Origin of the sequence: Kordiimonas sediminis, from assembly GCF_014656395.1 — a bacterium.
Taxonomy (GTDB): domain Bacteria; phylum Pseudomonadota; class Alphaproteobacteria; order Sphingomonadales; family Kordiimonadaceae; genus Kordiimonas_A; species Kordiimonas_A sediminis.
Genome location: NZ_BNCI01000002.1, coordinates 499,804 through 514,147 on the forward strand (window position 1 = coordinate 499,804; position 14,344 = coordinate 514,147).

The window sequence follows — 14,344 nt, forward strand, 5'->3', positions numbered from 1 at the left end:
CCTATTTTTTTGAAGATCAGGGCAGGGAAGTGACCTGCCCCAAAGGGTTTTGCGGGTTATTCTGCGATAAAATCCCGAATGTCTTTTACCAGCTTTTCCAAAGATGGTTCATGCACATACATCATGTGACCGCTTTCATAATATGTGAAAGTCACGCGGCTTGTGTCGATACCATTGTGGTTGAATGAATTTTCAGACGCAAAGAAAGGTGTTGCGAAATCATAGTAACCATTGGCAACCATCAATTTCAGGTCACTGTTCTGACGCTGTGCAGTACCCACATACGGTGCAACATTTTCATATCCGCCCATGAAGCTGTTGAAGCGGCGCGGTGTACTTGTCCAGTGACGGCCAACGCTGGAGATAACGTCATAGCGGCGTTCCAGATCAACTCCCAGGTTTGTCTGATAGTGATGCATCATCGCAGCAGTGTAAGAAGCATCAATACCGTACGCAGATGGGTCAGCTTCCATGTATTCTGCAGCACCATCATACTCTTTACCGACATACCGGCTATCAAGGCGACCAACGCTGAGACCTTCGTCGCGGCGCAGTTCTTTCATAAAGCGCATGTTGGTAATGCGCAGATTTGAATTCACAACATACTGTTTTTTTAGGCCAGTATAGGCGGCAACTTTGCTGGCTACTGCATCAAAGTCGTCGGCACTTAGGCGGTTACCTTGCAAGAGGGCAGAGGCATATTCCCCAAGCGTAAAGTCACGTACTTCATCCAGGAACTGTTCGAGCGTGCGACCTGCTTTCTCGACTTTGCCGTGGTACCATCCTGTCGCTGCCATGGTCGGCAGGTAACTGAGGTAGTGTGTATCATTGCCGGGATCAGTTGCAACGGTTTGGAAATCCAGAATGCTGGAAATGAATACAACGCCGTTTATAGCAATATCGGTCCAGCCACCGGAAAGTTCGTGCAGGAGTGCAGCGGAACGTGTTGTACCGTAGCTTTCACCAGACAGGTACTTAGGGCTGTTCCAGCGCTTGTTTTTCACCAACCAGACACGGATAAATTCTGCGATTGATTTGGCGTCTTTGTCTACGCCCCAATAGTCTTTGCCGTCACCTTTGCCAACTACGCGGCTATAGCCTGTTCCCACAGGGTCAATGAAAACCATGTCGGCAACGTCCAGAATGGATAGTGGGTTTTCGACAAGGTCAAATGGAGCTGCCCCGTCATCACGAGCATCAGACGGAACGGCGATGCGCTTGGGTCCATATACACCCATGTGTAGCCACAAACTTGCGGAACCTGGTCCGCCGTTAAAGATAAAGAAGACAGGACGTTTGTTGTTATCTTTAATGTCTGTGCGAATGTAGCTTGTTGAGAAGATTGAGGCGACTGGCTGGTCTTTCTCATCCTTCAGGTATGTTTCCCCGGCAATTGCCTTGTAGCGAACTTTAACACCGCCGTAGGTGCCTGTATGTTCGGTTTCAAAGACTTTGGCGTCAGGTACTGGCCCAGAGGCTTGTGCCTGACCATCCTTGGCAGAAAGCGGTGCAACAGCGATAAGAACTGCAATTGACGCAGCCGCGAGTGAACTGAAAAACTTCATGTCGTCCCCCTTAGTTTGTTTGGTTATGTTAGTGAGCGAATTGCTCGGTAAAAATTCGTTCGTCCAGATTATGTTCAGGATCAAACAGAATGGTTAGTGATCTGTCTTTGGCTTCTTCGATGATTACTTTTCGCACATCCCGCACTTCATGCATGTCCGCAACTGCTGAAACAGGCCGTTTTTGCGGTTCCTGAATAGTCAATTCTACGGTGACGCTATGCGGTAACAGCGCGCCGTGCCAATTACGGGGTCTGAAGGCTGCGAGTGGTGTCAGCGCCAGAAGACCTGCATTCATTGGGATGATGGGGCCGCCAGCTGAGAGATTATAGGCGGTGCTGCCTGCAGGTGTTGAGACCAGTAAGCCGTCACCCGATAATTCGGCCAGTCTGACTTTACCGTCCACGGATACACGCAGTTTAGCTGCCTGTCTGGTTTCACGCAGTAAGGAAACTTCATTAATTGCCAGGTGTTCAATTGTTTCGCCGTCACAGGTAGTTGCCAGCATCCGCAGGGGCTTCACTCTGACGTGTTCAGCCGCTTTGATCCGTTCAATCAGGTCATCTTCCCGATAGTCGTTCATTAGAAAACCGATGGTGCCTCTGTTCATGCCGTATATGGGAACGTCCCGGTCAATATAGGCATGCAACGTTTGCAACATGAAGCCATCACCTCCCAGTGCGACGATGACGTCAGCTTCGGTCGCGCCAACAGTTCTATATCTGTTGCGCAGTTTCGTTGCAGCTTTGGCTGCATTGCCGAATTCACTGGAAATAATTGCAATCTTCATAAAAAGCCCACGTGTTCAAATGAACAGGCAGTATAAGGAAAATATGTAAAACCACTAGAGAAATTTGACTGGTGGGTATTATCCGCCGGTATGGCTCATGTGTCGGGAGACTTTGCCGGTCATTTTTCCATTTTTCATAGAAAAATCGTGGCCTTTGGGCTTTAATCCCATCGCAGTATCCAGCAAGTTGTCCAGGCTTTCCCCCGATGAATCGCTGCGCATCGCCTGCATCAGATCGACATGGTCATCCTGACCAAGGCACATATAGATGCGTCCCGTGCAGGTTATGCGAACCCGGTTACAACCATCACAAAAGTTACGAGATAGTGGGGTAATCAACCCAAGCTTTTGTTCTGTGCCGGCCACAGAATAATACCGGGCAGGGCCACCTGTTCTGTATGTTGTTGGTTCTATGGTAAAGTTCGTTTTTAATGTATCGACCACATCAGATAACGGGAAATATGTGTCTTCCCTGCTGCCGCTAACATCGCCCATCGGCATTGTTTCGATCAGGGTCAGATCAAGTCCTTCGCGCATGCACCAGTTGAAAATGTCAGAAAGCTCCTGATCATTGACACCTTTTTGGGCGACGGTATTGATTTTAACCTGCAGTCCCGCATCTTTTGCCGCCTGAATACCTTTCAGGACATCTTCCAGTTGGTTGCGGCGGGTAATGCGTGCAAACAGATCAGGATTGAGACTATCCAGTGAAACATTAATTCGGCGCACACCTGACTGGTAAAGAAGCGGGGCAAACTTTGTTAACTGTGTGCCATTGGTCGTTAAGGTTAATTCTTCGAGTAATCCTGCTTGTAGCCTGTCTCCCAGCTGGGGAAGGAGCCAGTCTATACCTTTGCGCACCAAAGGTTCGCCACCAGTAAGTCGGATACGTTTAACGCCGCGTTGAATAAAAGCATCACATAGTGTGACCATCTCTTCGAGACTGAGGATATCTTTTTTCGGCAGAAATGTCATATTCTCCGCCATACAGTATGTACAGCGAAGGTCACACCTGTCAGTTACCGACAGGCGCAAATAGCTGATGTGCCTACCGAAGGGGTCCGTAAGCTGTTTTTTGAGATGCGTTTTTCGTATTTCGTCTGGCATAGCGCTTAGTTTGTCTGTGCGCAGGCTGCCGTCAAGATAAAATGGATAAAACTACTGTGATTTACTACTAAAGTTAACCGCTAGGCCAGCTCATCAAGCAAGGTTCCAAGAGTATCGTCAATGCGGGAGAATGTCTTGGCATTTGCTTTGAAACTTAGCTCAGACTGCTTCAGGTCAACAATGCTTTCTACGAGCCCGCCAAAATCAGCAGTTGATACGTCTGCCTGTGAATTGTCAGTTTTGCTGGTGGTAGACGACTTGGTCGTGGCATCAAGAATGTTTTGGGCAGCCTTGTTTGCACGTTGTTCAGCCTGCAGCATTCCCTGTGCCGACGTATTCAGTGCATTGATCATAGTGCTGTCTCCTGTCTACCTGCATTTGCATGGCAGTAGTGTCATTCATATCCCCTTTTAGCATAGATTCACTAAAAAACATCTTAATGGATATATACAGTTTTATCAGTGTTTGCAGGGTCTGCCTTGCCACATGGTTTACAAGACTGGGCCTTTACACAGTCCTTATTTCAATTCAAGGTGCACATTCTTGCATGATATAAAACGGGACTTAGTAATGAAACTGGACTTTATAATTGATGTTGTTTGCCCTTGGTGTTTCGTCGGTAAACGCGCTTTGGATGAGGCACTTGGGTTAATGACGGCAGAGAAGCCCGAGATTATGTTCAGGCCTTACCAGTTGTCTTCTGCAACGCCCGCTGAAGGTGTGGACCGGGAAGAGTACTACCGTAAAAAGTTTGGGGATGGGCCTGAAACTCATACTATGCGTCAGGCTCTCAGAGAACGTGGTCAGGCGCTGGGTATTGCGTTTGATTTTGAAAGCCCGTGCCGGATAGCAAATTCACTTGATGCGCACAGAGTGATCCGCTGGGCCGTCTCGGACGGCGTACAGGCACAGGTCGCCGACAATATTATGAGCCGTTATTTCGAACACTGCGAATTTATTGGAGACCACGATCTGTTGGTGGATGTGGCACAGCGTGCCGGCATGGACGGTGCACTGGTGCGGGATTTATTAGCATCCGATCAGGACAAAGAATTGATTACCATGGAGGCTGACAACGCGCGCCAGATGGGGGTGCAGGGGGTGCCATTCTATCTTTTTGACGGAAGGGCAGCAATTAGTGGGGCACAGGATACGCCTGTTCTGGCCCAGGCGATGGACCGCGTTGCCGCCGGACAAGTATAAAAAAAAGGGTGATCAAACTGACCACCCGGGAAAGGTATAGGAGGGAATGGGGCAGACCATGCCATAGTGGGCGAAAACGAGGAAAATGCCCGTGCCTGCCCCAAAGGGAATATCAAAATTTAGAAGTTGAAGACGACCGCGGCTTTACCCTGCCACTGCTTCAAGTTTGAATCGTACCTTGTGTAATCAACTCCGGTACGCAGGCTAATATTGTTAGCCAGAGCAAACTCCGCTCCGACGCCAGCACGCCAGCCACCGTCTGTTACAGAGAAGCTATCTTCATCAGCAGGAGTGAATTTGTTTTTTACTTCTGCATAGCCGACCTTGCCGTAGAGAAGGGTGCTGTCTGTAATTGTTGTGCCAAGTGTCAGGCTGGTGCTCCACTCATGCTTGGTACGAGCATTTTCAAATAGATTTGCACTATTATCGCCCAGTGTACCTTCAACGCCGACAACAAGACCGTTGTCCATCTGTGTCCGGTATCCAAGAATGCCGCCATAGTAGAGGCTTTTGTCGTTTATGTTCGCGTCGCCGGCACCTGTTACTTTCATCTTATCGAAGCCAAGCTCCAGACCCGCATACGCACCGTCAAAATTCTTTTCTTCTGCTGCCATCGCACCTGATGCAAGGCCCGCAGTTGCAAAAATCGCTATCGCAAGAGTAGATACTGTTTTCATTTTTTAACTCCAAATGCTGAAAATCAGATTGTTGATCGATAGGGATGATTTCCACCGTCGATGATCAGAAGATGGAGGCTAATAGGGGCGGGAAAGTGTGGGCATTACGTCCTTTTCAAGAATCTTTAAGGCGAATTGCGGTCCTGCGATGAACCCTATATGAACCGATCATTTATTTCCTCTCTTTGGTTGTTTTATTCGTTTTTATGTAGTAGGGGCATAACTTGGGTTTAGAGAGACTGGGGGTAGTTGTGTCTGGCCAAGAATTTGTTGACGTTCGAGGGAATCCTGAACTTTCACAGCGCATTGACTATTTAAGAGTATTCGCAATTCTTACTATTGTTGGTTTTCATATAGCGCCAATGGTTGACGGTGCATATGTAGAGCCATACCCAATGTTTGAGAGCAAACTTGTGTATTTTCTCAAGATAGTTTTCAAGGAAGTATTTGCCTCAAGCAGTATGGTCATTCTGCCAACGATTACCGGAATATTGATATTTTCCCGACCAATCAGCCGCTCTTATTTTGATAATGTTAAAACCTGGTCTCGTTCTCTATTGCTGCCGTATTTAACCTGGGGGCTAATAGCTGCTGCAGGTTTCTTTATAGTTCTTGAACTTGGGACACCACACAATGCAAATATGCGGTTTTATGAGTTTAGCCTGTATAATTTTGCTGACGCAGTGTTGGGCATTGAAGGACTGCCACTGAATCAACCAATCTACTTCATGCGAAATATGTTCATCTTGTTGTTATTTTATCCGGTTATCGGGCAGCTTGTGCGTAAAATGGGTATATGGATTGTGGGGCTGGTGTTTATCCTGGATGCTTCTGGCGCTCCGCTTCCTCTTTTTTATGATAGCTGGAACATACCTTCCGGCCTTATTCTGGGTGCGTATCTTGCGACCAGGCCGGCCTTGTTGTTTGGGGCAGAAAAATATGGACCATATGCGCTGGCTATCTGGTTAATACTTGGCGGAACTTTATGTTACGTCACTGTTTTCGTGTCCGATGCGTCCACAAGAGGAATACTTCCTTATCTTGATGGTGCAGACAGATATTTCTCCGTGGTGGCTATATGGTGGCTTTCAAGATACTTTGCTTCGGGATTAGCAGGGCGGATATTTGAAAAAGTACGCCCGTTCAGTTTTCCAATCTTTTGCATGCATTTGCCCATTTTGCTCGTATTTTGGAAGCTGTATAGCTTATTCTCCGATGGGTCACCTTCTTCCTATATGGTGTATTTGCTTCTGAATGTGCCTTTGGCTGTTGCTGTGTGTATAACCACGGCAAAGATTGCAGAAAATATCTGCCCTAATCTTTGGGCATTTGTAATGGGGCAAAGGTCCAGAAGTTTCATAGATCAAGGCAGAAAAGCTGCCGCATCCGCCACTAGCTAAAGCAGACGCGATATAGTTTGAGCCTTAAAGAGTGGTGGCGAGATTTGCCAGATTTCTGGCTATCGCTGCCACGGTTTTAATTTTGGCGCTGACTTTTTCCATCCGGGCGAAATAAACCAGCTTGTGGTCAGGGCGTAATTTTGCAGACTTTCCAGTGGACGATATAAACTCTACCAGGCCGGCCGGATTAGAATATTTGTCATCTTTAAAGCTGATTATGATGCCCTTGGGGCCCGCTTCAATTTTCTCAATGCCAGCACGTTTACAGTGGCCTTTTATGATCATAATAGCAGCCAGCTGTTTGACTTCTGGCGGCAGGGCACCAAAGCGGTCAATCAGTTCAGCACAGTAAGCGTCCACATCTTCACGGGTGTCCAGATCTGCTAAACGGCGATACAGTGCCATTCGCTGGGTCAGGTCAGGCACATACCGTTCCGGGATCATGACCGTGGCGCCAATATTGATGGTAGGCGACCAGTCTGTGTCATAGTCGTCAAAGTCGGATGCACCGCTTTTGGCCTCTGCAACAGCTTCCTCAAGCATTTTTTGGTACAGTTCCACACCAACTTCTTTTACGTGGCCTGATTGTTCATCCCCAAGGAGGTTACCAGCACCCCGAATGTCCATATCATGACTGGCGATGGTAAATCCTGCTCCCAACGTATCCAGTGACTGCAAGACCTGAAGCCGTTTGTCGGCATTGTCCGTTAACATTTTGCCGTGCGGTGTTGTCAGGTATGCATAGGCACGGGTTTTGGACCGTCCGACACGGCCGCGCAACTGATATAACTGTGCCAGGCCAAACATGTCAGCGCGGTGAATAACCATGGTGTTGGCTGTCGGGATGTCGATGCCACTTTCGACAATAGTGGTCGACAACAGAACATCATACTGGCCTTCATAAAATGCCGTCATGACGTCTTCAATCTGTGTCGGGGTCATCTGTCCGTGCGCGACGATGAATTTCACTTCCGGAACCTGTTCTTTCAGGAACTCAGCTGCGTCATCTAGATCGGCAATGCGCGGACAAACATAAAAGCTTTGCCCCCCTCTATAATGTTCCCGCAGAAGGGCTTCCCGCACAACAATGGGATCAAACGGCAGGACAAAGGTTCTGACAGCCAGACGGTCAACCGGCGGTGTAGCAATAATTGACAAATCGCGAATACCGCTCATGGCCATTTGCAAGGTGCGCGGTATAGGGGTAGCGGTAAGTGTCAATACATGGACGTTGCTTTTCAGCTCTTTCAGCTTTTCTTTGTGAGCCACACCGAAATGTTGTTCTTCGTCGACGATCAACAAACCCAGATGTTTGAACTCAATTCCCTTGCCCAGAAGCGCGTGTGTTCCCACCACAATATCCACGGTGCCTTTGCGCATCTCTTCTTTTGTGGCTTTAACGTCTCCGCTGCTGACAAGGCGTGATAGCTGTGCAACTCTGACGGGGAGGCCTCTGAAGCGTTCAGAAAAAGTCAAATAGTGCTGACGGGCAAGAAGGGTTGTCGGAGCAACCAGAACCACCTGAAACCCTGCCATAACGGCTAGGAAAGCTGCCCTTAGTGCCACTTCTGTTTTCCCAAAACCTACATCACCACAGACAAGACGGTCCATGGGTTTTCCGCTAGATAAATCCTGCATAACGTCGCCGATTGACCGTAGTTGATCATCCGTCTCTGTGTAGGGGAAGCGGGCACAGAATTCGTCATACATGCCTTCTGGTGTTATGATACGGTGGCCTTCGCGGAGTTCACGTTCAGCAGCCAGCTTCATTAACTGGCCAGCCATAACGCGAATGCGTTCTTTCATTTTTGCCTTACGGGCCTGCCATGCAACACCGCCTAGCTTATCTAGCTGTGCGCCGGCATCTTCCGAGCCGTACCGGCTTAGAATTTCGATGTTCTCAACCGGGACATAGAGCTTATCGCCCCCATGATAGATGAGAAGCAGGCAATCATGCGCTGCCCCTGAGACTTGAATGGTTTCCAGCCCTTCAAAACGTCCGATACCGTGACTGGCGTGCACAACCAGATCACCGGGTGTCAGCGCGCTGGCTTCAGTCAGGAAATTGTCTGCCTTCTTGCTGCGTCTGGATTTTCTGACCAATCGGTCGCCCAGAATATCTTGCTCAGAAATGACAGCAAGATCGGCGGTCTCGAAACCCTTCTCCAGCGGAAGGACGGTAACGACCACCCCTTTGCCGGTTTCCCGTCGGATGCTGGACCAATCAGGTGCAATCCCCACGGGGGAGACGTCGTGATCTTCCAAAACACCTTTGAGGCGCTCCGCCGCCCCTTCCGAATAAGAGGCGAAAACGACACGTTTTTTCAGGTCCTGCAGCGCATCCACATGGTCTTTGACACTGTCGTAGATATTAATGTCTCTGGAATTTCTTTCCGGCGCAAAATCCCGGCCGACACGTGAGTCAAAAGAGAGACTGTTCAGGCTATCAGGCAGTTGAAACGGACTGAAATGATGGGCATTCAGCTCTTCAATCTGATGATGCCATTCCTGTGCCGGCATAAAGAGACTTGCAACGGGTACTGGTTTATATACCGGCATTCGTGCATCTTTCGATGCTTTGGATAGTTGAAGTGCTTCATCCCGGGCGCTGAAGTAATCAGCGATCGCTTTTTCCCGTTCTGCAACCGCTTCCTCACACTGCGGGTCCAGTGTGACCATAGGATCATCAACATACTCAAAAAGTGTCGACAGACTTTCATGGAAGTAGGGGAGCCAGTGTTCTGCCCCCTGATGTTTGCGTGCTTCGCTGATGGCGGCGTAAAGGGCATCTTCCCCTTTGGTAGGGCCAAAAGCTGCAACATATCGCTGCCGAAACAAAGTAACCGTTTCAGGTGTAAGGGAATATTCAGAAGCAGGTTTCAGGTGAATGCTGTTCACACGCTGCGTTGTCAGCTGTGTCAATGGATCAAACGCGCGGATACTATCAAGTTCGTCGCCAAAGAAGTCCAGTCGCAGTGGTTCCTCTGCACCTGGCGGAAACAGATCAACCAGACCGCCACGGACGGCAAATTCACCGGCGTCCATAACCTGACTGGACCTGTTATAGCCATTCTGGGCCAAAAACTCGGTCAGGGACGTCATGTCGACCAGATCACCGGGTTTTGCACTAAAAGTAGCGCGTTTCACACTGGTTTTCGGCGGAACGCGCTGCAAAGCGGCATTGACGGTTGTTAGTATGATTGCAGGTGCTTTGAAGGCTGAGGTACAGAGCCTTGAAAGAGTATGCATCCGGTGTGCAATGATATCAGCGTGTGGGCTAACCCTGTCATAGGGCAAGCAGTCCCACGCCGGGAATTCGATGATCTCCAGATCAGGAGAGAAAAAGCGAATAGCGGCCTTCAACTCGGCCAGTCTTGCATCATCGCGGGCAATATGCAGAAGCGGTTTTTTACGGGTAGCAAAGGCCCTTGAAGCCAGCGTGCCCAGTAGCATGCTGTCAAACCCAGCTGTTACACCGCCAATATTCAGTGGCAGTTCACTGTCTAGAATTTTGGTTACTAAGCTGTCCTGCATGGTCAGGCGAACCGTTTATTTGGCTTTTAGGGTCATGAAGTCGAGCTTTTGCAAACGCTGCATCATGTCACCCTGAAACTTTTCAGGCACACCTTCTCCTGATGTTACCCAGCCTAGGATTTCCTGGTCCTGTTCTTCAAACAGCGCTTCAAACCATTCACACTCAGCATGATCGAAATCTTTGACATTGGCTTCTATGAAGTTGCCAAAAATCAAATCTAGTTCCTTGATGCCGCGATGCCAGGCTCTGAACAACAGTCTGCGCTTCCGGTTCTCTAGGTCAAGTTCACGATGTGGATTATAGGTAAGGTCAGTCATGGGGCTACTCTCCGGGTTCGCGCGCACCATAGAATATGCCCTCTTGCAGATAAAGGAAAAGTTAGTAGGTTAGGAAAGAAATGTTCCGGGGGACAGGGCGCTTATGCGACCAGAATTATTATATCCATATTTTGCAGATATCGAGGCTTTGCCTGGAATAGGCAAACGTACGCGTGCAGGCTTTGAACGTGCTGCGGGCGGACGGTATGTCGATTTGTTATTTCATTTGCCGTCAGGTGTTATTGATCGTCGTTACCGGCCAACTGTTATGGAGGCTGCAGAAAACAGTATCGCCACACTGGAAGTGGATGTGGTCCAGCATTATCCAGCCCCGAACAAACGCGCACCATATAAGGTGGTTTGCCGTGATGACAGTGGAGACCTAACGCTTGTGTTCTTCCATGCGCGGAAGGACTGGTTGCTGCGTCAGTTGCCAGAGGGTAGTCGCCGTCTAGTCAGCGGAAAGATTGAAAAATATCAGGGTAAAGTCCAGATTACCCATCCTGACTATATGGTAGATCCTGCAACCCCGGATGATCTTCCGCTTCTTGAGACACTGTATCCTCTTAGTGCAGGAGTATCGCTTAAAGTCCTGAGAAAAGCGTTGTTGCAAGCACTGTCCGAGGTGCCGTCACTGCCAGAATGGAACCGACCTGATTTAATCGAGAAAGAAAACTGGCCAACATTCCTTGACGCACTCAAGTCGGTTCACCAGCCTGAAAGTGCAGCAGATGTAGCGCCTGAACATGCCGCACGGCGGCGACTTGCCTATGATGAACTGGTGGCAACACAGCTTGCGCTGGCAATCGTCCGTGAAGAATCGCGGCGTAAGAAGGGGCGCTCTTTAACGGGACAGGGTCACTATGTTGATGCTGTTCGTGCGTTACTTCCTTACCAGTTAACAGGGGATCAGGAAAAAGCGTTCTCCGAGATAGTCGCTGATATGCAGTCTGCCCGGTCCATGTTCAGGTTGGTACAGGGGGACGTCGGCAGCGGCAAGACGGTGGTGGCCCTGTTGGCGATGGCATACGCAAAAGATGCGGGGGTACAGGCTGCAATGCTGGCACCAACGGAAATATTGGCGCGGCAGCACCTTGCCTCAATTGCGTCTGTAGCGGAACAAGCGGGGATTTCCGTCCGGCTTTTGACGGGCCGTATTAAAGGCAGGGAACGAGCCGAGATACTCCAGGGCCTAAAAGAGGGAACCATTGATATTCTTGTCGGAACACACGCAATCATCCAGGCAGATATTGAGTTTGCCGATCTGGGGTTGGCTGTCATCGACGAACAACACCGTTTTGGGGTGCAGCAGCGTATGGCTTTGTCAGATAAGGGTAAGGTGGGGGTAGATGTTGTTGGTATGACCGCAACACCAATTCCCAGAACGCTGACCCTTACGGCATACGGCGATATGGATGTGTCGCGAATTGTTGAAAAACCACCGGGCAGGAAACCAATTGATACGCGTGTTGTTTCCCTTGAACGGATTGCAGATGTGGCAGCAGGCGCAAAAAGGGCCGTGACCAGTGGCGCACGGGTGTACTGGGTTTGCCCACTAGTCGAGGAAAGCCAGGTTACAGACCTGGCCGCGGCTGAGGAACGTTTTGAAAGCCTGAAAACCCTGTTTCCAGAACGGGTTGGCTTGGTCCACGGTAGAATGAAAGGCCCGGATAAGGATAGCGTCATGCAGGCGTTTGCTACTGGTGATCTGGATGTTCTTGTTGCGACGACAGTCATCGAAGTGGGCGTGGACGTGCCTGAGGCAACAGTCATGGTCATTGAACATGCAGAGCGGTTTGGACTGGCACAGTTGCACCAGCTGCGTGGCCGTGTAGGGCGGGGCGGAGACAAATCCACTTGCATCCTGCTTCGGTCCAATACTGTTTCAGAGGTGGCACGTTCCAGATTGCAGATCATGCGTGAAACCGAAGATGGATTTTTAATTGCCGAGGAGGATTTGCGTCTTAGAGGGTCTGGCGAGATTTTGGGCACGCGGCAAAGCGGACTGCCAGAGTTCAGGCTTGTTGATTTTGTTGCCCATAGTGATCTGATCGAAATTGCCCGTGATGATGCAAGACATGCGACGTCAACTGTCTGGTTCGGCAAGGAAGGGGAACGGGATGAACGCAGACGCGAGGCTTTGCGACATTTGCTGTATTTGTTTGAACGGGACGAGGGTGTCCGCATGATGAAGTCAGGGTAAAGTGCGATGAGTTGGGAAAAATCACTGGACGAAAAACAAAAACGGGAATTACTTGCTGAAAAGATGGGCGGTGAGGACAAGCTTGCGCGTCAGTATGCTCGGGGCAAACTGGATGTCAGACAGCGACTAATCAGAATGGCAGATCCCGGTTCATTCCGGGAAATAGGTAAACTTGCCGGTAAGGGGATCTATGATGATCAGGGCGAGCTGGTGGATGCGATACCCGCGAACTTTCTCTTTGGCAAGGCAGAGATTAACCGTCGTCCTGCCGTCTTAGGTGGGGATGATTTTACAGTGCGGGGTGGTGCAGCAGACGCAGCCATCTGGCGCAAAGCGGTTATGTGCGAACAGATGGCGCATGAATACGGCATACCTCTGATCCGGTTGATAGACGGCACAGGCGGTGGCGGTTCCGTTAAAATGCTGGAAGATATGGGACTTACATATGTGCCGTATCTGCCCGGATGGGAGCATGTTGTGAAAAATCTGGACACGGTGCCTGTTGTATCGCTTGCCCTTGGTTCCGTCGCCGGGCTTGGTGCGGCGCGTGTTGTCGCCAGTCATTACAGTGTTATGGTGCGCGGTATGTCTCATATGTTTACGGCCGGGCCAGCCGTTGTTGCCGCAATCGGAGAAAATCATGACAAAGATGCGCTGGGCGGGGCAGATATTCATGGCCGCAACGGTACGGTCGATGATGTCGTGGATACAGAAGAAGAGGCATTTGACCGCGCGCGCAGGTTTTTGAGCTATCTGCCGTCATTTGCTGGACAGATGGCCGAACGTTCTGACCCAACTGATCGGGTGTTGCGGCGGGAGGAAAGTCTGGTCACAGCAGTTCCCGAAGACAGGCGTGCCGCATACAGTATGCGCCGTATATTGGAGGCTGTTTTTGATCATAAATCTGTGTTTGAGATGGGGCGCCGCTGGGGGCAGTCGTTGATCACAGCCTTTGCACGATTAGATGGCTATCCTGTTGCTGTTCTTGCAAATGATCCCAGTTTTATGGGCGGCTCTGTCGGGGCAGACGCAGCACGCAAGATGCAACGTTTTATTGCGCTTGCGGAACAGTTCAGGCTTCCGGTTGTGAATTTGGTCGATAATCCCGGTTTTATGATTGGTCTGCAGGCAGAAAAAGATGCCACTATTCGGTACGGTGTTGATGCGCTGACCGCCATCTATAAAGCAACGGTTCCCTGGGCGACGGTCATCATCCGCAAGGCATACGGTGTTGCAGGTGCCGCGATGAGCGATCACACTAAATTTCAATATCGCTTTGCATGGCCATCCGGTGACTGGGGTAGTTTGCCTCTCGAAGGGGGGATTGAGGTTGCCTATAAGGCAGAACTTGAAGCTGCTGACGATGCAGCTGCACATCTGGAAGCGATCAAAGCACGACTTGATAAAGTGCGCAGTCCGTACCGAACGGCGGAGGCATTTATGGTCGAAGATATTATCGACCCACGCGATACGCGCCCGCTACTTTGCGAATTTGCCTCACTGGCACAGAGTAAATTGGCACAGAGTAAATTGGCATAGAGTAAACTGAA

At 49.9% G+C, this 14,344-nt stretch carries 11 protein-coding genes; 4 read left to right on the plus strand and 7 right to left on the minus strand.

Annotated elements, in window-relative coordinates:
- Nucleotides 1-56: 56 nt before the first annotated feature.
- The 4 genes from IE181_RS09915 to IE181_RS09930 form a co-directional block, all read right to left on the minus strand.
- Nucleotides 57-1,565, minus strand: coding sequence for a S10 family peptidase (locus IE181_RS09915; RefSeq protein WP_191252492.1), 1,509 nt, complete (start codon nucleotides 1,563-1,565; stop codon nucleotides 57-59).
- Between the two features lie 28 nt (nucleotides 1,566-1,593).
- Nucleotides 1,594-2,352: an NAD kinase gene (locus tag IE181_RS09920; protein WP_191252494.1), complete on the minus strand. Its 759-nt coding sequence runs from the start codon at nucleotides 2,350-2,352 to the stop codon at nucleotides 1,594-1,596.
- 78 nt (nucleotides 2,353-2,430) lie between these two features.
- Nucleotides 2,431-3,459: a GTP 3',8-cyclase MoaA gene (moaA, locus tag IE181_RS09925; RefSeq protein WP_191252496.1), complete on the minus strand. Its 1,029-nt coding sequence runs from the start codon at nucleotides 3,457-3,459 to the stop codon at nucleotides 2,431-2,433.
- Between the two features lie 80 nt (nucleotides 3,460-3,539).
- On the minus strand, nucleotides 3,540-3,812 hold the full coding sequence (locus IE181_RS09930; RefSeq protein ID WP_191252498.1) for a hypothetical protein: 273 nt from the start codon (nucleotides 3,810-3,812) through the stop codon (nucleotides 3,540-3,542).
- A gap of 217 nt (nucleotides 3,813-4,029) precedes the next feature.
- Between IE181_RS09930 and IE181_RS09935 the strand changes: the two genes are divergently transcribed.
- Complete coding sequence (locus IE181_RS09935) at nucleotides 4,030-4,662, plus strand: DsbA family oxidoreductase (protein WP_191252500.1); 633 nt, start codon at nucleotides 4,030-4,032, stop codon at nucleotides 4,660-4,662.
- Nucleotides 4,663-4,781: 119 nt separating this feature from the next.
- Here the strand turns inward: IE181_RS09935 and IE181_RS09940 are convergent, their stop codons facing one another.
- Nucleotides 4,782-5,339, minus strand: coding sequence for an outer membrane protein (locus tag IE181_RS09940; RefSeq protein WP_191252502.1), 558 nt, complete (start codon nucleotides 5,337-5,339; stop codon nucleotides 4,782-4,784).
- A 251-nt stretch (nucleotides 5,340-5,590) separates the two neighbouring features.
- On the opposite strand from IE181_RS09940, the gene IE181_RS09945 reads away from it, so the two are divergent.
- Nucleotides 5,591-6,739, plus strand: coding sequence for an acyltransferase family protein (locus IE181_RS09945; RefSeq protein WP_191252504.1), 1,149 nt, complete (start codon nucleotides 5,591-5,593; stop codon nucleotides 6,737-6,739).
- Nucleotides 6,740-6,763: 24 nt separating this feature from the next.
- Here the strand turns inward: IE181_RS09945 and mfd are convergent, their stop codons facing one another.
- Nucleotides 6,764-10,273: a transcription-repair coupling factor gene (gene mfd, locus IE181_RS09950; protein WP_191252507.1), complete on the minus strand. Its 3,510-nt coding sequence runs from the start codon at nucleotides 10,271-10,273 to the stop codon at nucleotides 6,764-6,766.
- Nucleotides 10,274-10,288: 15 nt separating this feature from the next.
- Nucleotides 10,289-10,591, minus strand: coding sequence for a succinate dehydrogenase assembly factor 2 (locus IE181_RS09955; protein ID WP_191252509.1), 303 nt, complete (start codon nucleotides 10,589-10,591; stop codon nucleotides 10,289-10,291).
- 103 nt (nucleotides 10,592-10,694) lie between these two features.
- Here IE181_RS09955 and recG point away from each other — a divergent pair, with 103 nt between their 5' ends.
- Entirely contained in the window at nucleotides 10,695-12,794 is a 2,100-nt protein-coding gene (recG, locus tag IE181_RS09960) for an ATP-dependent DNA helicase RecG (RefSeq protein ID WP_191252511.1), read from the plus strand.
- 6 nt (nucleotides 12,795-12,800) lie between these two features.
- The gene (locus IE181_RS09965) at nucleotides 12,801-14,333 is read left to right on the plus strand and encodes an acyl-CoA carboxylase subunit beta (protein ID WP_191252513.1); all 1,533 of its coding nucleotides are present in this window, start codon (nucleotides 12,801-12,803) and stop codon (nucleotides 14,331-14,333) included.
- Nucleotides 14,334-14,344: the final 11 nt, after the last annotated feature.